The sequence below is a fragment of the Neobacillus cucumis genome, assembly GCF_016908975.1.
Taxonomy (GTDB): Bacteria; Bacillota; Bacilli; order Bacillales; family Cytobacillaceae; genus Neobacillus; species Neobacillus cucumis.
Window position 1 is genome coordinate 33,976 of the sequence record NZ_JAFBEX010000021.1, and the last position, 22,534, is coordinate 56,509.

General features: G+C 35.9%; 18 protein-coding genes and 1 riboswitch. Of the genes, 5 read left to right on the plus strand and 13 right to left on the minus strand.

Annotation, left to right across the window (positions count from 1 at the left end; genetic code table 11):
* Positions 1–131: 131 nt before the first annotated feature.
* Positions 132–968, minus strand: coding sequence for a basic amino acid ABC transporter substrate-binding protein (locus JOC76_RS22840; protein WP_205181080.1), 837 nt, complete (start codon positions 966–968; stop codon positions 132–134).
* Between the two features lie 327 nt (positions 969–1,295).
* Here JOC76_RS22840 and JOC76_RS22845 point away from each other — a divergent pair, with 327 nt between their 5' ends.
* Entirely contained in the window at positions 1,296–1,775 is a 480-nt protein-coding gene (locus JOC76_RS22845; RefSeq protein WP_205181081.1) for a hypothetical protein, read from the plus strand.
* Positions 1,776–2,317: 542 nt separating this feature from the next.
* Here the strand turns inward: JOC76_RS22845 and JOC76_RS22850 are convergent.
* Positions 2,318–2,947 (minus strand): class I SAM-dependent methyltransferase, encoded by a 630-nt coding sequence (locus JOC76_RS22850; protein ID WP_205181082.1) that lies wholly within the window; start codon positions 2,945–2,947, stop codon positions 2,318–2,320.
* 320 nt (positions 2,948–3,267) lie between these two features.
* Between JOC76_RS22850 and JOC76_RS22855 the strand changes: the two genes are divergently transcribed.
* Entirely contained in the window at positions 3,268–4,119 is an 852-nt protein-coding gene (locus tag JOC76_RS22855) for a hypothetical protein (protein WP_239557913.1), read from the plus strand.
* A gap of 108 nt (positions 4,120–4,227) precedes the next feature.
* Here the strand turns inward: JOC76_RS22855 and JOC76_RS22860 are convergent, their stop codons facing one another.
* Entirely contained in the window at positions 4,228–5,097 is an 870-nt protein-coding gene (locus JOC76_RS22860) for a LysR family transcriptional regulator (RefSeq protein ID WP_205181083.1), read from the minus strand.
* Between the two features lie 291 nt (positions 5,098–5,388).
* Here JOC76_RS22860 and JOC76_RS22865 point away from each other — a divergent pair, with 291 nt between their 5' ends.
* Complete coding sequence (locus JOC76_RS22865; protein WP_205181084.1) at positions 5,389–6,282, plus strand: DMT family transporter; 894 nt, start codon at positions 5,389–5,391, stop codon at positions 6,280–6,282.
* A 198-nt stretch (positions 6,283–6,480) separates the two neighbouring features.
* Here JOC76_RS22865 and JOC76_RS22870 read toward each other — a convergent pair whose 3' ends face one another.
* From JOC76_RS22870 to JOC76_RS22885, 4 genes are all read right to left on the minus strand, one after another.
* On the minus strand, positions 6,481–7,224 hold the full coding sequence (locus JOC76_RS22870) for a YybI family spore inner coat protein (protein ID WP_239557921.1): 744 nt from the start codon (positions 7,222–7,224) through the stop codon (positions 6,481–6,483).
* Between the two features lie 413 nt (positions 7,225–7,637).
* Positions 7,638–7,958, minus strand: coding sequence for a ribonuclease E inhibitor RraB (locus tag JOC76_RS22875; RefSeq protein WP_239557914.1), 321 nt, complete (start codon positions 7,956–7,958; stop codon positions 7,638–7,640).
* 29 nt (positions 7,959–7,987) lie between these two features.
* Positions 7,988–9,007: a DUF4145 domain-containing protein gene (locus tag JOC76_RS22880; protein ID WP_205181087.1), complete on the minus strand. Its 1,020-nt coding sequence runs from the start codon at positions 9,005–9,007 to the stop codon at positions 7,988–7,990.
* Between the two features lie 631 nt (positions 9,008–9,638).
* The gene (locus tag JOC76_RS22885; RefSeq protein WP_205181088.1) at positions 9,639–13,250 is read right to left on the minus strand and encodes an EAL domain-containing protein; all 3,612 of its coding nucleotides are present in this window, start codon (positions 13,248–13,250) and stop codon (positions 9,639–9,641) included.
* Between the two features lie 75 nt (positions 13,251–13,325).
* Positions 13,326–13,413, minus strand: a riboswitch (cyclic di-GMP riboswitch).
* 318 nt (positions 13,414–13,731) lie between these two features.
* On the opposite strand from JOC76_RS22885, the gene JOC76_RS22890 reads away from it, so the two are divergent.
* Positions 13,732–14,115 (plus strand): MazG nucleotide pyrophosphohydrolase domain-containing protein, encoded by a 384-nt coding sequence (locus tag JOC76_RS22890; RefSeq protein WP_205181089.1) that lies wholly within the window; start codon positions 13,732–13,734, stop codon positions 14,113–14,115.
* A gap of 338 nt (positions 14,116–14,453) precedes the next feature.
* Here the strand turns inward: JOC76_RS22890 and JOC76_RS22895 are convergent, their stop codons facing one another.
* From JOC76_RS22895 to JOC76_RS22910, 5 genes are all read right to left on the minus strand, one after another.
* Positions 14,454–16,232, minus strand: coding sequence for a DNA/RNA non-specific endonuclease (locus JOC76_RS22895; RefSeq protein ID WP_205181090.1), 1,779 nt, complete (start codon positions 16,230–16,232; stop codon positions 14,454–14,456).
* A 174-nt stretch (positions 16,233–16,406) separates the two neighbouring features.
* Positions 16,407–16,538 (minus strand): hypothetical protein, encoded by a 132-nt coding sequence (locus tag JOC76_RS30590; RefSeq protein ID WP_275591403.1) that lies wholly within the window; start codon positions 16,536–16,538, stop codon positions 16,407–16,409.
* Between the two features lie 89 nt (positions 16,539–16,627).
* Positions 16,628–16,825: a hypothetical protein gene (locus JOC76_RS22900; protein ID WP_205181091.1), complete on the minus strand. Its 198-nt coding sequence runs from the start codon at positions 16,823–16,825 to the stop codon at positions 16,628–16,630.
* 200 nt (positions 16,826–17,025) lie between these two features.
* Positions 17,026–18,717 carry an alpha-glucosidase gene (locus JOC76_RS22905; protein ID WP_205181092.1) on the minus strand — a complete coding sequence of 564 codons (1,692 nt, stop codon included), beginning with the start codon at positions 18,715–18,717 and terminating at the stop codon, positions 17,026–17,028.
* 340 nt (positions 18,718–19,057) lie between these two features.
* Entirely contained in the window at positions 19,058–19,687 is a 630-nt protein-coding gene (locus tag JOC76_RS22910; protein WP_205181093.1) for a MarC family protein, read from the minus strand.
* A gap of 205 nt (positions 19,688–19,892) precedes the next feature.
* Between JOC76_RS22910 and JOC76_RS22915 the strand changes: the two genes are divergently transcribed.
* Positions 19,893–21,164, plus strand: a complete 1,272-nt coding sequence (locus JOC76_RS22915) for an FAD-binding protein (RefSeq protein WP_205181094.1) — start codon at positions 19,893–19,895, stop codon at positions 21,162–21,164.
* 325 nt (positions 21,165–21,489) lie between these two features.
* Here JOC76_RS22915 and JOC76_RS22920 read toward each other — a convergent pair whose 3' ends face one another.
* Positions 21,490–22,506 (minus strand): SDR family oxidoreductase, encoded by a 1,017-nt coding sequence (locus JOC76_RS22920; protein ID WP_205181095.1) that lies wholly within the window; start codon positions 22,504–22,506, stop codon positions 21,490–21,492.
* Between the last annotated feature and the right edge of the window lie 28 nt (positions 22,507–22,534).

Sequence of the window (22,534 nt, forward strand, 5' to 3'; positions counted from 1 at the left end):
GGTCTACATGACCCATGCAAAACTAGGTTGGATTAGCAAATATTTTGCTAGAATAACATGTTTTCCTAGACAGATAGGCGTAGCAATCGAGAGCTACGCCCCATAAATAGTAGTATGTTAGATGTATCTGTTTACTCGTCTAATGCAGCCTTATCTGGAGCGAGTTCCTCGTTTACAACTCCACTTTTATCTCCACCAAAGTATTTATCAAATAGCTTTGCATATTGACCATCATCTTTAATTGCCTTTAATCCATCATTTATTTTTTTCAATAGATCCGGATTGTTTTTTACTACAGCTATTCCGTAATACTCTCCAGTTGGAATAGATTGAATGGCATGAACATCTGAGTGAGTATTCGCATAATCCTGGTTAACAGGGGTATCGAAGACAACAGCATCCGCACCACCGCTTGCCAGTGCACTATAGGCATCATTAATATTGTCAAATTGCTTAATATTTTTCTCTGGAATTCCTTTGGACTTTAACAAGTCAACTGAAGATGTTCCTTTTTTCGTTGCTACAAGCTTAGTCTTAAGGTCGGTTAGACTTTTGGCAGATGAACTCTTTTTCGTAAGTACGGAAATCCCGGATTTGTAGTAAGCATTTGAAAAGTCTACAGCTGTTAAACGGCTTTTCTTAATGGTGATCCCAGCAACAGCTACATCGACTGATTTAGCTTGAAGGGCAGGAATAAGTCCAGTGAATTGCATGGTAGAAAGTTCAACTTTAAGATTTTCTTTCTTTGCAATGGCATTAATCATATCAATGTCAAACCCTTGGACCTTTCCATCTTTTTCAGATTCAAAAGGTGGAAAAGTAGTATCAGCGGCAACTTTAATAGTTTGTGTTGCGGTTGTGTCCTTCGTTGCATTATCAGTACTTGAACTGCTGTCGCAGCCTGCCAGCACACCTGTGGTGAGTACCCCTGCTAGTAAAAGTGATCCATACATTTTTTTAGTGAACAAAATAAAACCCCCATCCATTTAATATTTTTAATATTCAATGTTGTCATCTCAAAAAGTCCTAATAGTATTATAATTATAAATTTGTTAAATATTCCGAAATAGGATAAGTCTGAATGGAAGAGTCATTCTTTAAGGAGGGTATTGGTAACGATTTCATATATTCTGGTTTGTTAGAAAAAACAGGCCGGAATTATTTTTCCAAGCCTGACTTTTGCATGGGCTATACTCCCGTTTGATTCAACATGTAAGATAGAATGCCTCCACACAGTATATAACCCTTACCAATAGTTAAAAATAACCATATAAACTTAAAGGGGAAAAAATCAAATGCAGCAATTTTTAGAGAACTTGGACTTAGGAGCAAAGGGATTATGGTTTCCTGTTACAGCAAGTTTACTATTTGCACTAATTGCCTTAATAATCCCGAAAAAAAATATCTCTTGGAGAGAAATCTATATTACATTTGCGGTTGTAGGATTTGGTACATGGTTTAGTGATGGTCTAATTGCCAGGGAACTCGACCTTTTTGATATTGGAGACCCCAAAAAAGCTGGAATTGGAGATCTTCTTAGTTATACGTTTATACCAAGCTCACTTGCAATCCTTTATTTAAATTACCTTACTACTAATAATAAATGGAAATTAACATTTTGTTTCACTATCATTGCGCTTTTAATCGAATTTGGGATGGTCTATGTTGGGTATTTGAAATACAAAGGATGGAATTGGTACATTTCCATTATTGTTTTTCTGATCGCTTTCGGTTTTTTATTACCCATTCATAAGAAGATCATTCGAAAAGAATGACTGAAGTTCGATTTAATAAACCCTCAGTTTTTAATGAGGACATAATTCGGTTGGATTATGTCCTTTTAATATGTCTTTATTTTTCAATGACCGCCAAAAGTTCCGGGTGTATCACTCAAAAATGGTTTATTATTCGCATCCATTAGTTTATATTTTTTGGGTGTTTGATTTTCATTGATACAAGAATCGCTTGATTGTACCACCTCATATTACCTACTTTTCTCAAAGTATTGTCTCTCCATTAATCAAATACACAAAACAAACATCTCCTCTGAATTACTTCTACAATAATGAATGGAATCCTCTACCATTTAATAAAAATCAAACGCTAACTAGGTTTACATAATATTATTATAGTTAATTAATTGGAATTTATCCATTTGGGCTACAGCGAGCTTCTTATTTTCTCATTTGAAGGCATTTTTTTATGCAAACATCAAAAACGCCTTCCAAATGTGATTTTGGAAGGCGTCTTTTGCAATTTAATTGATTTTATAGCTTTTTTACGTGAAGGTGTTTATCTTTCAGGTTATGTAAAAGCTCTATGATTCTTTTTGACATTTTACCATGATAAATTTAAATGGAGGCTTATTTTCCATATTCTTATGTGGCTCAACAATTTCCGAAAACTCTACCAGTCCATAGTTTCCAAATTCCTGTTTGATCGAGTCAGCATCATAAAAAAACATTTTTACCCCTTCCATAATCTCGAAATAGTCTTTACCCAGTTGTTTACCCTTTCCGAACATGGGGGCTTCCTTCGAAATAGTAGTAAAAATCATATACCCGTTTGGCTTTAACTGATTATAACAATCTTGAATAAACTTTTCTCTATCGTGACTATTCAATAAGTGAATAAGGGCATAACAAAATATTCCGTCATAAAGTTTATGATCAAAAGGCATGTCCGTTACTGAACCATGAAAAATATTCATCTCAAGACCATTTTGCCTTGCCAAATCAATCGCTGTTTTGGAGATTTCAATACCCGTTACATTCATTCCGTTGTCAATAAACACCTTTGCATTCCTACCATATCCAATACCAGGAATCAATAGATCCTTAACTTTCTTTTCAAGGAAAAAGTCCTTTGTCAAAATGGCGGAGTCTGATGGTTCAAATCCCCACATCATTTGATTTTCTATAAAACTTGATTCCCAAAATTCTGTCATAGCTCAATCTCCTTTATAAATATTGACTCGCTACCTTTAAAATCTGCTGCTTATGTATAATTAAATTATAGCCAATTCTTTAAATAAAACATCTGAATTTATTCAACTAATAAAATTGATATAAAAATAAGCCAAATTGCAAAAAAACGGCTCCAAATTTCGAATTTGGTGCCCAAAAATGGGTTTTTGATGCAAAAAGTGGCTCCAAATTCAAAATTTTGAAATTCGAATTCTTTAGCCAAAACCGCTATCTTAGAAATGCCAGAAGTGTGGGATGCCACGTTAGCTGGCCTAGATTATGTGATAAGGTGGCTAATCGTATGAATTTAAGATCTGGCAATATTGAGGGATTTAAGCCGTTTTCGCAATTCGAAAGTTTAAAGGAGTTTAACCGCCATATGGAAATGTGGTTGCTCGATCACAAGAAGGATTTTTCCAAAGGTGAAATCATAGGATTAAAAGGCTTAGTGCGGTTCTCTGCCAAAATCCCTGGTGTTTGTAATGCCAAAATTGGAACCATTTTAAAAGCGATTAATCAACAATCTAGAGAAAACATCCTTTCCCGTTCGACTTTTAAACGGATGATTCTTAAAGGCAAAAAATTGGGGCTTTTCTCTGTCTATGAAACTGAAAGGAGCAACGGTTCTCAATCCAGCAATCTCTATGTATTTAATCGTTTTCCTTCTACTGAACCACCCAAACAAGAAAGCATGACCCGCCCTAAAGAAACTATTAATCTTTTAAAAACTGAAAAAGATCAAAAGATAAAAAAACGTAAAGAAGAACCGTCTAAATTGGATTACACTTATGTAAGCAATCGTGTTCCACAGCCTTTCGTTGAGATCGTTAAATGCTTCTTTCCCGATGCAAAAGTGATTGAAGAATATTGGCATATGGCCCAAATCACTGCCTATGGCTATGAATTAGATCAAGAAACTGATCTTATTGTTAATCTTGCCATCCAATCCTTTAAGCAGCTAATTAGAAAACTGAAGTTGACAAATGTAGTAAAAAACCCGATTGGTTACTACTATGGAATCTTGAAAGAGAAATTTTTTCAGTATTATGACGAGATGCTTAACGAAAAGCATGCAACAGGACAGATTCAATATAAACCAATTGGTTTTGAGTATAATGGTGAAAGAATTGAGTGGGATTGGTTGAATGTATAAATTTTTTGGCAGAACTACATATAGATTTAAAATTCAAAAATATCAAATGCTTTCTAGCAATTGATGCTTCCTTTTGTACTATGGTTGAATTTATTAGTCAACAATCATTCACTCTCTGTTCCTATATGATAAATATTCTAAAAATTTCTTAGACGCAAGTGAAAGTGATTTTTGTTCTCTCATAGCAACACCAATATTTCTAAAAGCAGGAACCTCAAGCTCTTTCGCTATAATTTTGTGAGGAATACGCTGTAATATCAATTCAGGTAATATACTGATTCCTAGCCCATTTTCCACCATAGACATAATGGCATAGTCATCCCATGTTGTAAAATTAACATTGGGCGAAATTTGGTGTCTCTCAAAAATTTCGGAGATTTCTGCTTTTGCCCCCTTCTCCAACAGCATAAACGGACTGTTCAGTAAGCCGTTGATGGGAAACTTTTCGCAATTAGCAAGGGGATGATTTTGTGGAAGCACTACCAGCAAACGGTCTTGTTCCAAAAAGATGGTTTCAAGGTCTGCTTTTGGAGATAGCCGCAAAAATCCGAAGTCAACACGCCCATTTAGTATCCAGCTCTCAATTTCTGTATAATCACCTAGCAGAAATTCAAAATCTATCTTTGGATAATCCTTCTTAAAAATTTTAATAATGTTAGGGAGCCAATGTGATGCTACGCTGGAAAATGTCCCAATCCGAATCATCCCAGATTCCATATTGTGTAAGTCTTCGATTTGCTTCATTAAGATTTCATACTCATTGCAAATTCGCTTTAATTGGGGCAGTAACTTATAACCATCCGAGGTTAAATTGATACCCGTACGTCCTCTTTCTAAAAGGGACCCCCCCCATTCCTTTTCTAAATCGTTAATCATACGGCTAATCCCAGACTGTGAATAGTCCAATGTTTCGGCAGCTTTTGTAAAACTACCCAATTCCACTGCTTTGACAAACGCCATATATTTTTGGATATTCATATCTCTTTCCTCTTTCCATCTGGTTTTGTCATACATATCATGCTAAACATCCGTTTTTGTTATGTATGTGAGTATGATATATTATTGCTATTCATTATTCAAGTTAGGAAAGGAAAAGGTGTTTAACGATGTTTTTTGTGAGTGATATTATGAACAAAGCACCAGACAGCTACAATTCTCATCTATAAGAAACGGTCTAAAAGCACATTCCGAAAGTGATCGAAATTCATAAAAAGAATTAAAAACAGATTAAGAATCTGCGAAATATAAGCAGATTCGTAGGAGTAGACGATGACATCTAAAATTCAGTTTATATTATCAATGATTATTTTCGGTACAATTGGTATAGTTGTTCGAAACATTGATCTATCTTCGAGCGAAAGAGCTTTACTAAGCAGTTTCATAGGATGCTTATTTTTACTGTTCATATTCTTCATCATTAAGAAAAAAATATCATGGAAGCTAGTTAAATCCAATGCTTTATTTTTGATTCTTTCAAGTATTGCATTGGGAGGAAATTGGATTTTTCTTTATCAATCGTATGACCATACGACAATTGCCAATGCAACACTAGGTTATTACTTTGCACCTGTATTTGTGATGATTCTTTCTCCCTTTGTACTTCGGGAACAATTATCCATCAAGAAAATGGTTTGTATTGGTGTAGCGATCATAGGGATGTTTATGATTATAGGAGAAGGCGTCAGAGCATCCAGCTCAGATGACCTTCTGGGACTTTCCTTTGGATTAATCGCAGCTGCATTTTATGCTGCGTTATTGCTTCTAAATAAATTTATTAAAGATATGGGAAAGTTAGAGTTGACCATCATACAGCTTGGAACAACTACTTTACTTCTATTGCCATATGTTTTCTTTACTAAAGGCTTTGTTATCTTTGAAGTATCAAGCTCTTCCATTCCTTTTATTTTCATTTTAGGGATTATCAATACAGGAATTGGGTTTTGGTTATTTTTCTCTGGTATGGAAGGATTAAAAGGACAAAGTATAGCTATGCTAAGTTATGTAGACCCATTTGTAGCTATATTGATTTCCGCTATTATTCTCCATGAACAAATGACTAGTAATCAAATACTGGGTGGTGCACTCCTGTTGGGTTCAACATTTGTTAGTGAAACAAAACTTATTAGATTATCCAAACAGAGCACAAAGATTTTATCGAAATAGTGATAAGAGCAGTGGGATATTTTTCTCCACTGCTCTTAATTTATGTTATATATCCTTTTTAACAAAAATATTACTTGAGACTTTTAAAAAGTTATATTCACTCGCAAAATAATCATTTTAGGAAAAATAGAAAAGTCTTCTAAATAATCGGCAGATACCAATGGATCCTTAGTAATTTACTTCCTTTTATATGGCCCATTATTCCAGTCCCCCGCCAAAAATGGCCACTGTTTGCCTTTCAGGAGCAAAATCCTGACCGTTCCATTTCAATACAGTCAGTACAGTTCCCAGACTGTCCGCATTGTACCTGCCAGCAATCCGTTGATAGGCTTGAAGTTCATATAGATTATCTCTGTTAAAATCAATTGGATATAATCCAGACAAAGGATTCACCCACCCATTAATGGGAGCATTTAAAATACCTTGGGGGTTATAAATCTCCGATAAATATTCCTTCCCCTTATAAGTAAGATCAAGAATATACTTTTCTTTTAGATAATGACTGATTACCTTTACTCTATATTGATTTTCAAATGTCACATAGTACTTATAAGAATCATTGAATGCATCCGAATCAAAAATCTGCCTCAATTGACCGTTCATATAAGAATAGATATACGCATAAATTGTGCCGCCGCTTCCACCGGTGTCAATGACTATTAAAATATCATCGCCCTTTTTACTCGTAAAATTACCTAGAAAAAGAGTGGGATTGTAGCCAGAGTTATTTTTAAAATGAATGTGGTCATAGTGATGGGTCTTGCCATTTTGGACAACCAATGTAATGTCTTTCCAAAATGGACTATCAGGGGTTTTATTGGCAGTTAGAAAGACATTATCCTGTATCCCGTCCCCATCAATATCTCCCCTCTTGACGGTTACTATGGTTGGACGATTGGGATGTATTTGTCTTGAATCAGCTGATTGTATTCCTGCCCGCATTTCTAAAAGTTTGTGCTTTGAAGGATAAGGATTGGGAAAAGACAATGCCATATCAATTGTTTGCATGGCTTCAGTTGTTAATCCGGCTCTGGCCTGCGTATTAGCCAAACAATACCAATAATAGGGATGATTCGTTTCACGTATTTTTGTGTAATAGTGATGGAGCTCTTTATGGAAATCATTGGTGTCCATATGCATCCCACCTGTTTTATTATTCTCCATATAGATTTATGTACAAATTCATAGGCGCATTCCTAGGTCCGTCCAACCCAAACAAGAAAACCAAAGGATTAAAGGTCACACAAATAGGGCTGCCTCAGCAACCCAATCTAGAACTTCACCAAAAGGTTTTTTCTCCTTAATATTACATAAACCTCCAGGATAACAATTTACTGTTTCGATATCGAAATCCATTAATCGACAAAAACGCCCCAACCATCAGAATAACCACCCAGTGGTTTACTTATGTTGTCTAATTTCTTCTGGATGTTAATTAATTCATTATAATTCAAAAGCATTCTTTTTGAGCAACAGCATGCCCACTCGTCTGTTTCGTCGTCTTGCTCTAAAAAACAATTGAACCCTTCTCCTTTTAGTACCTGCGATAATTTTTCACCTGTTGTTTGATCAGGGACGGCCACAAAAAATTCGACTGATTGTGGTTTTTTAAAATTCACTCCATCTTTATAGAGACTTTGCAAGGCATCTCCATCAGCATCATTTGGAAATTTCATTCGTTTTCCCTCCATGATATTTCATCCTTTTAATGTTTTATTTTCACCAGATGAACATCATTTAAATTTTGTAAAAATGTTTCTAATTCATCATCTGTTCCAAAATTATATAAATACCCATAGTTTATAGGAGTTTTCCCCTTATTTATTGCCTTTGGAAATTGTTTTAATGCCGTACTACTAAATTTTTTTCCTGTACTTTTTAAATCATCATTCATTTCAATAGTCTTTGGATTTAAAACAATGCTTGTTTTTTTGTTATTAATCAAATAAACAAGTTCTTTACTGTTTAAATGCTCTAACTCTATTGCTTTAGTGGTTTCATAGTTTTTATTAAAGTTATACTTTTTAAATATACTTACTATATTTTCTTTTTCCTTGCTGAGGGGTAACCTTTCTCCAGAACCTAATACCATACTCTCTTTATCATCTGCATATTTATCTTCCTGCTGTTGTGGACTTCCAGTTTCTGCATTGATATCAGAAATGTTTTCTTTGTCGGCTTTTATTGCTTCTAATTGTCGTTCAAACACTTCCCTCATCTCATCGACTTTTTGCAAGGTCTGATCAAAGTAAGGCTTAAGTAATGCATCCAAGTCATTTAGTTCCAATGAATTGGTTTCTTGATGGACGTTAACAGGAAGCTGATACTTCGGAGCTGTAAATTGATGGCTAACATACACTTCCATATACCATACACTGATTTCAAATAATAACTTGTGAGCTTCCAAAATATCCTTTAACTCTATTTCTTTTAAATCATGTGCTGCTTTATTCCCCATCTTCCGGATCCACTCCAGCTTCAAATAAATCTCTTCCGGAATAATGTCTTGACGATATAATTTATGTATTCGTTCTGCAGGCTTTAAAGGATAGATAGCCTCCAAGCTCTCTGTATCGCTAATTTTCTTAACAAGTTTCTCACAATATAAACGAGCCTGGATCAATGCTGACTGGGGTTGATTGAATAATTGGGCTTCAATTCGATGTGCAAGATCGGCTAATTCATCGGAAAATTCTCTAACGAAATCAAATAGACAGTTATTCATCTCTTACCTCCGTATATAAACGTATCTACTAATGATTTTATATATAAAATGATACTATCATAATTTTGTAGTATTTGTAATAATCTATCTAGTTCTTATAGTTTATCTTACGATTTCCCCCATCCATACAAAAACCACTTACAAACATTGATTATACAGATATTATTTAAAAAAATAAAAACCTCTATAGACTTCCATTTAATTAATTTGAAATTTTAAATTACATGCTTTTTCAAATAAAAAAGACATCTGCCTTAATATCTTGCAGATGTCTTTAGACTACTATCCAACTATTACTTCACATTATTTATGTTAAACATTTACCCCGTTTTTAATTTTTTAGATTATCTAGCTTTTCAGAAATAGATTTTAGGATATTGTTCTTTTCCTGCTGTATTTTTAGGAACTTTATTAAAAACCAAATTATAAACACAACAGGAGCAATATAAAATAAGATAGTCACAAATGGAAAAATTGAAAAAAGAATATTCTCTGACATAATTAACCCTCTTTATTGGATAATTACACCATAATATAATTCCTTCTTTTTACTAGATTGTTTATTTTGGTATTGATCAGCCTACTGAATCTTTAGTCCTCTGATTCTTGATTTCTAAGGAGGTTCAAATAGTCATCCGTTTTGTGTACTATTTGAGTAATTATTCTCAACTAGACCCAATGGTAGCCTAATCTCAACTGTTGTACCTTGATTTTCTTTGCTATCAAATGTCAGTGTTCCCTTATGTTGTTTGATAATCCTGAAGCAGGTCATCAACCCTAAACCCGTTCCTTTTTCTTTGTTGCTATAGAAAGGCTCTCCTAGTCTTTTTAATCGTTCTTCGCTAATTCCGACACCATTATCCCTTATCTGAATGATGAGATGATCCTGATTGATAAAAGCTTTGATTCCTATGAAACCATTATCCTTTATATCTGTTGCTTCAAAACTATTCTTGCATAGGTTGATTAATACTTGTTTCATTTGATTGGCATCACACATAACCAATGGGAGGTCCTGTTCTATTTCAATCGAAAAGTTAACATCATTAAGGAGTGTTTCTGATTCTAGTAATGTTTCAATTTCTTTTAACAATAAAGGGATATTTACTAGTTTAGGTTGGATTTCTTGTGGTTTGGCTAGTGTAAGAAATTCTTTTATTATCTCCTCAACCCTATTAAACTCGGCCAGGATGACGTTAAAGTATTCAGGTTTTACGAAACCTTCCCGGAATAACTGGATAAACCCTTTTATAGATGTTAGAGGATTTCTGATCTCATGTGCAACTCCTGCGGCCAACTCCCCAACTAACGACAATTTCTCAGCATTCCTTAGCATTTCTTCCGCTTTTCTTTTCTCTGTAATATCTTTTGATACAACCATAATATGTTCCACTTGGTCATTTTCACCCATGACTGGTGTTCCTGTACAATCAAATAATTTCCATTCACCATTTGCATGTAACAGCCTAAACTCAGCTTTAACAGGTAATTTAGTCCTGATCACCTCTGCGAATTGACGCATGGTAATGTCCACATCCTCAGGATGAATAAGATCTAATGTACTATTTCCTTCAAAATATTCAGATGAATAACCAAGTACGTTTTCGTGTGATGGGGATGCATAGATACCTTTCCGATTTAAATCGAATAAAATAATTAAATCGGTCATGTTTTCAGCAATTAGGCGGTATTTCGTTTCACTTTCCAGCAAAGCTTTTTCAGCCTTCTTTCGATCGGTAATATCGATACATGAGCCAATTACTTCCACCACTTCGCCACCACGTTTAATTGGGCTTAACGCTGCTAGATACGAAATTCCATTAAGCTCATCTTCATAATTTACATTTTCTTCACCATTCCACGCTCTCTGGTAGTATACTTGCTTTTTCACTGCCATCTCTTCCGGAAGAAAATCCTTCAACTGTTTTCCTACTACAAGACTCGGAATAAGGCCTAAGCGATACAATAGTTCACCATCACACAAGGTGTGAATAAATTTCCCGTCTATGTTTTTAAATTTAAATGTCATACCCTGCTGTAATCGAATCGTTTCATTTAATTCTTTTCTTGCGATGCGTACCAATTCTTCAGACCACATGCGTTCATTAACATCCTGCGAGATTCCATATTCCTTGACAACGTTTTGAATGTCCATTATCGAATTTTCTAATTCGTTTTCTAAAAGTGGTTTCGTAAATAGATATCCTTGTCCTTCATCACAAAGATGTTCCTGTAAAAACACAAGTTGCTCCTTTGTTTCAATTCCCTCTGCAACCACATTTAAATTCAAATTATGGGCCATGGAAATAATGGTTTTAATAATCGTTTCATCATTCGGATTATTTTGCAGTCTCCGTACAAAGGACTGATCAATCTTCAAAGTATCCAAAGGAAATTTTTGTAAATCATTTAAAGAACTAAAGCCAGTCCCAAAATCATCAATACTAATGCGAACTCCAATCCTTTTAAGCTTTTGTAGGGTTGTAATGGTACGTTCTATATTAGCTGTTATGCTTTCGGTAATTTCTAATTCCAAATATCGAGGTTCTAGCCTTGTCTCATTTAGGATCCTGGCAACTGTTTCATCTAAATTAGAAAGAGTAAATTGCTTGGCTGATAGATTGACAGAAATCGTGGTGTGAAATCCTTTTTGCTGCCACTCTTTATTTTGCTTACAAGCAGTATATAAAGCCCATTCACCAATAGGAATAATTAGTCCTGTTTCTTCTGCAATTGGAATAAAGGTTCCAGGTGATACCTGGCCCCATTCTGGATGGTTCCAGCGGATTAAGGCTTCTACACCTACAATTTTTCCTGTTTTCAAACTCACTTTTGGCTGATAGTGAAGGAGTAACTCCCCTTGTTCAACCGCTTTATGAAGATCCATTTCCAATTTCAAGGGATTGATATTATAAGCCTGATTATATGATGAATAAAACTTAAAATTATTTTTCCCTTCCTTTTTAGCTTGGTACATAGCAAAATCAGCACGCTTAATTAAGGTTTCCACCGTCTTACCATCTTCTGGGAAAATACTGATTCCAATGCTCGGAGAAGTATAGATATCATAATTTTGAATCCTAATTGGAGCAGCCACAACATCCATCATTCTCCTGCTCACCTTTGCAGCCACATCTCGATCAGCATTTTTCAGAATAATAATAAATTCATCTCCACCTTGCCTAAAAACGATGTCTTTATCATTTAAAGATAAGCTAAGACGTTGGGCTACCTCTTTGAGCAATTCGTCACCTGTATTGTGACCGAGGGTATCATTGACCACTTTAAACCGGTCAAGATCCATAAATAAAACAGCCATTTTTTGTTCTCTTTTTGCTGCACTGACCAGTTCGCTTGTTAGACTTGCATTTAATTTATTGCGATTTGGCAAACCTGTTAAATAATCATGATATGCCATATGTTCATTTGCTTTTTCTATTTCCACTTGTTTAGTAATGTTCTGGGCTATCCCAAAAACACCATTAACTCCTTCATTTACGAAAATAGGTACCACTGTCACATTTAAATGAATAATCGAACCCTTCCTATCTAATATAGAGGTTCTAAAATTTTGTGCCTCTCCTTTTATGCATCGTGCAAAATGATTTAATACTTCTACTAGTTTTTCAGGGACAATCATTTCCTTAAAATTCATTGGCTTTAATAATTCTTCCTTACGATACCCCGTTGCTTCTTCACAAACACTATTACAGCTAGTAAAATTACCATCTAAATCAAACGAGTATACACAATTGGTATTATGTTCAAAGAGCGATTTATATCGTTGATCATTTATATCTCTATGTTCTTGGTCTTCCTTCATTTTAAGCTGTTTTTGTAATTTCAGAGTATTTCTCTTTTGTAAGGTAATGTCACGTACAGAACCGCTTATGGCGATAACCTTTCCTGCTTCATCTAAGATTGAATGAGAAAGTTCTTGCACCCATCGAACTTCACCATCAGAACGAATGATCCGATATTCTACATCTGTTGAATCCCCTAATAATTGCTTACATAGTGCATTTTCAATGATCCATTTGTCTTCCGGGTAAACCGACTCTAACAATATTGTTGGATTCTTCATAATATAATCTTGTGTATACCCATATATAGAAGCAATACCTTTAGAAATCCATAAAGTATCTTCTTGTACGTCTTTATACCAAATCGTTAGCTCCGGGCTATCGAATATTGTATGTATTGTATTTTCTTCGGATAGGGAAGCAATAGATCTAACATTCATTTGAATACCCCAATCTTTATATATTAAAAAAATAAGACTATTCCCTTTAGAATAGCCGATGAGATTTTATCATTATTCGGTAACCCGGCAATCATAGTTATGGTTATAACCTTAAATCCGTTCTTTGCGCCCTCACCTTACAGTAAGTTTGCCTTTAACTAACTTTGTTGTACTTTTGCAGGATTTTCTGAAACTATTATACTATAATTGATTATAAAATAAACTATTAATGAGGGATATTGGAAAATTTATACTATATTCAAATTTACAAAATTCTTTACATGCCATTCCCACCAATAGGTTAAATTCTCAGGTATTATTACCCTTCCATATCTCTATGAAACCTTTGAAACGACTCTTCTTCAACAAAATGTATTTGTTTGGGAATTTTTCGCACCTTTCATTTATAATAAATCTTGAACTCTTTGTTACCTATACCTAATATTCATTTAAAATTATCATTTACGACAGAGGTGCCACAATGAAGGAAATGCAGAAGTTTTTAAAAAAATATCATGAGGAAATGAATTGGGAAATTAATAATGAAAGTTATGAGAAATCACGAGCTTCCCTATTGAACAACTATATGCTCCTAACAACTGAGGTAGCTGAAGTCGCAGAAGAACTTAGAAAAGCATTTAATTCTACCAATAGTCATATTTTAAAAGGAATGAATGAAAGTAAAGCTTTTGATTTAGCGAAGGAAAATGCAAAGGAAGATTTAGGAAAGGAATTTGCGGATTGCTTAGCCTATATTATTAAATTTGCCAATTACTTTGAAATTGATTTGGAAGAAAGCTTTTACAAAAAGATGGATGAGGTCAAAAACCGCAAAAATAGGGATGTAAGTTTGTCTAGAAAATAAAATAAAAAAGGGATAAACCTCAAGTAAAGTATGTTTAGGTCTATCCCTAATATTTGAAAAAACATCCCTTTAAAGGATTTATTCATTTATTATCTTTATTGCCGTATTTAATTCGTCAACCACCCTGTCACACTAATAGTCAAATTCCTCATCCAATCTTTGTATTTCAGGATGAGCTAATGATTTACGGATACACTTCTAAACAGTATTAGTTGAAATACTGTATTTTTGATTTAACTTCATTTATCAATTGAAAAAGCTCACTTCTTATATCATTTAAATAAGCAGAGACAGAGGAAGTATCATACTCCCTCTGTTAGTTTATGATTAAACATTATTTACAAAAGTATATCTTTAGAGTTATTAATAACGCGACCTGCTGCAGTAGTTTCAATTCGTTCCAATGGATCGTGATTCCTTAGGTTTCCAAAGTCAAGGCCAGTTAAGTTTTCAATAGTTGAAACTTTTACTTGGTATGTTTTAAATTCTCCATAAGCAAATTCCAAATTATCGATTAAATTTTTTTGAGTTTGCAAATAGGCAGTCGCAGATAGTTCCCCATTTGCCTGAACAAGAACAGCAACTTTCCAAAATTCTGCAGGTATTTTAACGTTTCGATAGATTATATCGTCACCCCGAAATACTGGTCCTGTAAACACGGTAACTTTCAAATTAAATTTATCAGCATTTTCTAAGATATAATCTTCTAAATCCAACCATGTCTTCTGATTTAAATCCTTATGTTGTGGAGAAGAATTCGTATAGTGAAATGTATCCTTATTTGCCTCATTGGCATTATCTCCCCAAACAGGATCTCTTCTGCGTACAAGATGACCTCTATCAATATCATTATTCTCGTAAAGTTCTGGCCCGCACTGATATTTTTCTTCAATACGTGGATCAAACGTCCATTTATTTTCACGACCAATGTTCACTAGCTTGTTTCCATCAATGTTAACTACAGTATAGTAGGCTAGACGCCTAGACTTACTCATAACGATTGAAAAATGTGTATAGTTTAACACAGTGTCACCGTTCTTCTGTGTAACTATGTCTCCTTTAAGGTCGGAACGAAATGTTGGATGAGGAACTTCATAGTTGTTTCCAAGAAATTTAGTATCATAACCAGTCGAAATTTCATCATGCGATTCTTCATTTTTTGTATCAATTTCTTCCCTGTTATGAACAATGCCATCAATTAACGCTTTCTTTTCATCACTTAAAATTTCACTCTGCTCCATAACAAATTTTAAAATACTACTAATTCTGATAGACTCATTGGATATGTAATTAGTAGTATCATTCGGATCCGGAACACCTGCATGATGCAGGCCAACAACTATCCATTGATCGTTAAAAACGGGGGAACCGGAAGATCCCGGCTGCGTATCTGTTGAGTAATGAATATAATCATCAAATATATCAATAATTTTATTTTCTCTAAAGGCTACAGCTTTTGGAGCGCCTGATGGATGTTGAATAATGGATACATATTCACCAAGTAAAACCTTCCCTTTTTGAGGAAGTAATGGTAAGAATCCAAAATCACTGGATTTCGAACCATCTGCTGAGATCTCTTCAATAGCTACTAAAGTAAAATCTAACTTCTGGTCTGTAATAAATAGAATATTAGGTTTAAAGCGGAAGCTTTTAATCGGACGTTCCCTTTGATCAAGATCCATTTCATAGTTAAATTGTGCAACACTAAAAAGCGCAGAATCCTCGTTTTCTAATACATGATTATTTGTTAGTAATAGATTGGAAGAAACAAGAAAACCAGTGCCGTATCCAAGAATTCGACCAATTCTATCACGTACCTCAATTCTACAGACTGGCTTCGCTGCTTTAAGCCCTGCTTCAAAATAAGAAATTGGAAATAAATCATTCTCCCCAAATATCCTTTCAAAAGCTAGTCCATCACGAGGGTTTATTATTTTCTTTCGAGCAGAAATTCTCTCTGGTGTATCAATTTCCGATGGATTCTTGTTATTTTGGTTATCATCCATTCGTTCTCGCTCGTTTGAACGTTCAATGTAACGCTTTAGTGCTAGTTGTTCTTGCTGAATAGATACAAGGTTCTGATTAAATCTTTGAAAATCATTAAATTGAATAGACATATTTTGCCTCCTAAAATATTATAAAAATCCTTGTGAATATTCACTTTCAAAGAGAGTTTTTCAGTGTTGCCATTTAACGTTAACCTGCTTACTGCATTAGAAACGGAGGTAACCTTTAGTCTCTGTTTTATGTCTTCATGTTGTTTTGGTTTTCAAATCACTACCATAAACGGCTTAGGCTGCTGCTCCTAATACTTCCAATAATCCCGCTCCATCTTCGGCATTACAATGGTGAACTGTCTCTTCATAACGCCTCGAAAGCCATTCGCGTTTATCTCCTCGTTTCTTTATACCCTTATTATACACGAACAAATGTTCTATTCAAATACTTTCAAGAGGATATTTGAAATACATCCACTAAAAATAACCAGAAGCCTAATTAGGCTTCCGGTTTATCATTTATAATTAGTTTTTAATGAAACGGCTATTGGATCTTTTTCCATACAGAATTCTACTAATGATATTTTTCCTTCATGTTCTAATTGATGCGCCAGAAAAATGATTTCTTCTGCTTCTTCTTTAGATGAAATGGGAGATAATCGTACATTGCCATTGTTCAGGACAATTTGGTTAAATAAATCATACTTATTCAAATTATCAGCCCCTCATTAAAGTAATTACTTTTTAATTACCCAATGAACGATTGAATCAAACAAAAAAGACCCCCCTTATAAATTTGTATCATTATAAATGTCTGCTTTCCCTTTAACTTAAGTTTCTTTTATAGAGATATTTTCGTTTCCATTTATTCTCATGGATTTTCCTGTTTTTACCCTTCATATCTCGAGAAATTTTATTCCCTGCTCTTTAATTTATATACCCGTGCTTCATAAGCACGGAAGGTTATTTCGTGCAAATCCTCTTTCTCCACATGGTAATTTGAAAGTAACAGCTCCGCTGAAAGACTGCTCAATTCTTCGGGCAATCTAAATACAGGCGTTCGATCAAAGAAATTCATGATGATCAAAAACTCTTCTTCTTCATATTTGCGTGTATAGACGTAGAGATCCGGGTCAAGAGGCAACAAAAGCTTATATTCTCCGTACACTAACCCCTCATGCTTTTTCCTCAAATCAATGAGCTTTCGGTAATAATGATAGATCGAATTTTCATCCTTCAGCGCTTCTTGGACATTGACTTCCTGATAATTAGCATTTACCTTTATCCAAGGCGTCCCCGTCGTAAATCCTGCGGCATGGGAATCATCCCACTGCATGGGAGTACGCGAATTATCCCGGCTTTTTTTCCAAATCGCCTCCATAATCGTATCAATTGGAGTTCCAGACTCAACAGCCTGTTGGTAATAGTTAAGCGTCTCAATATCCCGATACTCATGAATCGATTGGAATTGAGGATTTGTCATCCCAATTTCCTCTCCTTGATAGATATATGGCGTTCCTTCTAAGGTCAATAGGAAGGTCGCTAACATTTTCGCAGATTCTTTTCTATATTTACCATCATTACCAAAGCGGGAAACTGAGCGAGGCTGGTCATGATTACAAAGATAATTGGCATTCCACCCTTTTTCGTGAAGGACTGTCTGCCATTTACTCATAATGTTTTTTAAATCGAGCAAATTCCAGGGCGTCAGCTCCCATTTACCGGTTCCTCCTGTTGCAGAATCCAGCAGCATATGCTCGAATTGGAACACCATATTCAGTTCATGCCGTTCGTTACCAATATAGTTTAACGCCTGCTCAGGGCCGAGCCCGGAGGTTTCGCCCACAGTCATGATGTCATACTTATACAATACTTTATCATTCAGATCTCGAAGCAGCGTATGTACCTTTTCTAGGTTGGAAAATAATGAGTAGGCCCTCACATAGGGGAGGTTGTTTGGATTAGGAGCATCTGGAAGATTTTCAGCTTTGACTATGTGAGCAATGGCATCCATACGGAATCCGTCAACACCCTTATCCAGCCACCAGCGTACCATCTCCTCCACATCCCGGATGACATTTTCATTTTCCCAATTTAGGTCTGGCTGATTTTTCGTATACAGGTGCAGATAGTACTCTTCTGTCGTTTCATCATATTCCCAAACCGATCCGCTAAAATAGGATTCCCAATTATTTGGCGGCCCGCCGTTTTTCCCTTTTCTCCAGATATAATAATCCCGTTTAGGATTATCAAGAGAAGAACGAGATTCAATAAACCATGGATGCTCGTCCGATGTATGGTTAATTACCAAATCCATAATAATTTTAAGCCCCCGTTCATGAGCTTGTGCAAGCAGTTCATCAAAATCCTCCATCGTACCGAATTGCTTCATAATGGCCCGGTAATCACTGATGTCGTAGCCGTTATCGTGATTGGGCGACTGATAAATTGGGCAAATCCAAATTACATCGATACCTAAGTCCTTTAAATAATCAAGTTTTGAAATAATCCCCTGTAGATCGCCAATACCGTCGCCGTTAGAATCCTTAAAACTCAACGGATAGATTTGGTACACTACACTTTCCTTCCACCATTTCTTTTTCATCGTTTGAGATTCCCCCTTGCCAAAATCAAAAGTTCTAACATTTTTAAATTAATACATTCTTCAAAAGACTTCAGCCTGTCAACTTTATTGATACTCTATTTTTTACTACCCTACTTTTTTATGTCAAAACCTATGAATAGATTGGTGGTTAAAATCATCGGTCAAAATGTTTTATTAAGAATTTTTTTGAGTCCGCACGCTATCCGCGAACGGATAAATAAAAAAGTCTCGTAAATCAGGTTCATTAACCTTAAGTAATGACACCACGAAAATGAAAAAAAGCCGAATTTCAACTAGTAATCGACTTACAGTTGGAAACCAAGAATTTAAAGAACTTGTATTACAAATGAGGGAAAAGACCTTTTATACCTTCTGCAATCATCTGGATAGAAATAACAGCAAGGATCAAACCCATTATTCTTGTTACAACATTTAAACCACCTTGTCCAAGTTTGTTAATAACAGGAGTTGAATAGTAAAATAGCACATAAGAAAGTGCTAATACTAGCGCAAATCCAATAAACACAAGGATTAGATTGGAGATGTTAAAGGAACCTGAACCTGTGTGTGCCATAACAGTTGCAATCGTACCAGGGCCAGCCATAATAGGCAGTGCCAGAGGAGTAATCGATATATCCTCCTTTTCTTCTGCTTCCTTTTTTTCTGCAGAATGCGGTGTCTGTGCATTTGAAGTCTTTGCATGCAAAAGATTAAAAGCAATTCCAAAAATAAGAATTCCTCCAGCAACTCGAAACGCATGGATAGTAATACCGAATATAGAAAATATGAAGTTGCCAAGCACCAGAAATACAGTAAGAATACACAAGGAAACGATTGCCGCTTTCCTTGCCGTATGTTTCTTTTGCTGTTGAGAATATCCGTTGGTAAGAGAAATAAAAATAGGAATATTCCCTATTGGATTCATCACAGCGAAAAACGATACCGTCATTTTAAGAAGTAGACTAACCAAAAAGTTCCCTCCTATCTCACTTTAAGCATTTTTAAATTCATCCTTATATATAACCTACATTGTGAAAACGAAACAATTGAACAAGGAAAACACTAAACAATTCACTTCATAGTGCAAGAAAAGCGTAGAAACTATAATAATTGAAAACTCTTTCATTTCATGTATAGTAAGAGATAAGCAAAAAAGTAAAAATGGAGTGGGACTCATGGAGAAGAAAAGAAATTGGGCAGGTAATTATCAATATAGTACAACTAACTGGCATGAACCTGAATCGGTTGAAGAAGTTCAACAATTGGTTTCAAGTTTAAAAAAGCTGCGTGTGATCGGATCGCGTCACTCGTTTAATAGTATCGCAGATTCTGAGGAAAATATGGTATCCTTGCAAAAGCTCAACAGGGTAATATCCATAGATCGAGAAAAACAAACGGTGATCGTGGAAGCAGGAATCAACTATGGTGAACTGGGGTCTGTGCTTCAGCAACATGGCTTAGCTTTACATAACCTTGCATCCCTTCCTCACATTTCGGTTGCTGGGGCTATTGCAACGGCCACACATGGTTCAGGAAATCGTAATCAAAATTTAGCTGCAGCGGTCCGTGCGATGGAAGTGGTCACTGCGGATGGAAGTATTGTCACTTTTTCAAAAGAAAAATCCGATGAAGAATTACATGGTGCTGTAGTAGGACTTGGTGGATTAGGTGTCGTCACAAAGCTAACACTAGATGTTCATCCAAGTCATCAAATGAGGCAGGATGTATACGAGAACCTTCCGTTAGCACAACTAGAACATGATTTTGATTCCATTTTTTCTAATGCGTATAGCGTTAGCTTGTTTACGGATTGGCAGGATGAGCGGTTTAACCAGGTGTGGCTGAAGAGCAAAGTACCGGATGATCAGACGTTTTCGTTTGGAGAAGATTTTTATGGAGCAAAAGCCGCCAAAGAAAATCTCCATCCCGTCCCTGGGGTTGGAGCAGAAAATTGTACAGCCCAGCTAGGGGTGCCAGGGGATTGGCTGGATCGCATGCCACACTTCCGAATGGATTTTACCCCAAGTAAAGGACAAGAGCTGCAAAGTGAATATATTATGGCCCGCGAGCATGCCTATGCCGCTCTTTCTGCGGTTAGTGAAATCCGTGAACAAATCGCGCCACATTTATTAATATGCGAGGTGCGGACCATTGCCGAGGACGAGCTTTGGTTAAGCCCATCCTATAAGCAGGATTCCGTTGCCATACACTTTACGTGGCAGGATAAATGGGCGGATGTACAGAAGGTGCTTCCGCTCATTGAAGCCCAGCTAGAACCTTTTCAGGCTAAGCCACATTGGGGAAAACTGTTTACTACCTCCCCTGCCAAAATACAGTCACTTTATGAGAAGATGCCTGCCTTTCAGCAGCTGCTTATGAAGTATGATGCAAATGGCAAGTTTCGGAATGCCTATTTGAATCACTATATATTTAATGAGACAGAGTGAAGCCTCTAAGCAAAATAGAGTGATAGTTTGCTTCGTTTAGAAAGCAACTTCGGTCACCCAATATGAACCACTATCCCTAAATACTGTTAGGAAAATTATCGAAAAAAATCGTTTGAATATGAAGGCCTCTTGCGAGTGAATGCAAGAGGCCTTCATCTATACGATCCATCATTTTGGCGATCAGCGTAAAAAGTTCGTTTTGGCAAGGTCAATGAGCTCGTTGCCGTGCCCGTTCAAAACGGCTTTCATCATCCGAAGGCTAAATCCATGCGCATGTTCAAATGTGATTTTAGTTGGAAAAGCCAATTCTTGGCGGTTCACGGAGCTATTCCTTAACCATCTTTAGTGCCGTATTTAATCCGTCAATAACCCTGTCACACCAATGGTCAAATTCCTCATCCGTTTTTTGTAGTTCAGGATGAGCTAATATGTATTCAACCGTTTGCTTAATTCCTTGGTCAAATCGAGTCGTCGCAACAAAATCGGGAACAAGTCTTTTTAGTTTAGAATTGTCGAAAACGACGGAATTGGCCTTATCCCCCAATAATCCACCCCTGTAATCTTCCTTACTGCAAGCGTCCAAAAATTCTGATGACACATGGATCGCATTGAGTTTGACTGCGAGTGCGTCCGCGATGGCCTGGTAAATTTGATTCCAGGTAAGACTTTCATCTGAAGTGATTTGAACAGCCTCACCGATTGCATGAATATTGCCCATTAAGCCAATAAAGCCTTTGGCAAAATCACTATTGTGTGTCATTGTCCATAATGATGTACCATCACCATGAATAATAACCGGCTTATTCTCTAGCATGCGTTTTGCTACCTGCCAGGAACCATTGCTTCCATGTACTCCAAGCGGAATCGAACGTTCATCATAGGTATGACTTGGTCTTACAATCGTAATCGGAAAGCCTTCCTCTCGGTAAAGTTTCAGCAAATACTCTTCACAGGCAATCTTATTTCTCGAATACTCCCAATATGGATTTGATAAGGGCGTTCCTTCTGTAATTCGATAGTCGGACAAAGGAGTTTGGTAGGCAGAAGCCGAGCTAATAAAGATAAATTGTTTCGTTTTCCCCTTAAATAAGCGATAATCTCTTTCTAGTTGTGCAGGTACAAACGCGATGAAATCAGCCACAACATCAAACGTTAAATCTTCAATCAGTCTGGAAACTTGCTCTTCATCATTAATATCTGCTTGAAGTAAGTTTACCCCTTCTGGCAAACGATCCTTTCGATTCCCCCGATTAAGAAGGTAAAGCTCACATCCCATTGTTACCAATTGCTTCGTGATAGCAGAACTAATCGTTCCTGTCCCACCGATAAATAACGCTTTCATGGTTCCACCTCCGCTATTTTCCTAACGC

Bases quoted from the DNA above. Each gene is read 5' to 3' on its own strand.
- JOC76_RS22905 (WP_205181092.1), bottom strand. From the start codon at position 18,717: ATGAAAAAGAAATGGTGGAAGGAAAGTGTAGTGTACCAAATCTATCCG.
- JOC76_RS22855 (WP_239557913.1), top strand. From the start codon at position 3,268: ATGAATTTAAGATCTGGCAATATTGAGGGATTTAAGCCGTTTTCGCAA.
- JOC76_RS22875 (WP_239557914.1), bottom strand. From the start codon at position 7,958: ATGAAATTTCCAAATGATGCTGATGGAGATGCCTTGCAAAGTCTCTAT.
- JOC76_RS22915 (WP_205181094.1), top strand. From the start codon at position 19,893: ATGGAGAAGAAAAGAAATTGGGCAGGTAATTATCAATATAGTACAACT.
- JOC76_RS22865 (WP_205181084.1), top strand. From the start codon at position 5,389: ATGACATCTAAAATTCAGTTTATATTATCAATGATTATTTTCGGTACA.
- JOC76_RS22920 (WP_205181095.1), bottom strand. From the start codon at position 22,506: ATGAAAGCGTTATTTATCGGTGGGACAGGAACGATTAGTTCTGCTATC.
- JOC76_RS22845 (WP_205181081.1), top strand. From the start codon at position 1,296: ATGCAGCAATTTTTAGAGAACTTGGACTTAGGAGCAAAGGGATTATGG.
- JOC76_RS22895 (WP_205181090.1), bottom strand. From the start codon at position 16,232: ATGTCTATTCAATTTAATGATTTTCAAAGATTTAATCAGAACCTTGTA.
- JOC76_RS22890 (WP_205181089.1), top strand. From the start codon at position 13,732: ATGAAGGAAATGCAGAAGTTTTTAAAAAAATATCATGAGGAAATGAAT.
- JOC76_RS22860 (WP_205181083.1), bottom strand. From the start codon at position 5,097: ATGAATATCCAAAAATATATGGCGTTTGTCAAAGCAGTGGAATTGGGT.
- JOC76_RS22880 (WP_205181087.1), bottom strand. From the start codon at position 9,007: ATGAATAACTGTCTATTTGATTTCGTTAGAGAATTTTCCGATGAATTA.
- JOC76_RS22885 (WP_205181088.1), bottom strand. From the start codon at position 13,250: ATGAATGTTAGATCTATTGCTTCCCTATCCGAAGAAAATACAATACAT.
- JOC76_RS22870 (WP_239557921.1), bottom strand. From the start codon at position 7,224: ATGCGGGCAGGAATACAATCAGCTGATTCAAGACAAATACATCCCAAT.
- JOC76_RS22850 (WP_205181082.1), bottom strand. From the start codon at position 2,947: ATGACAGAATTTTGGGAATCAAGTTTTATAGAAAATCAAATGATGTGG.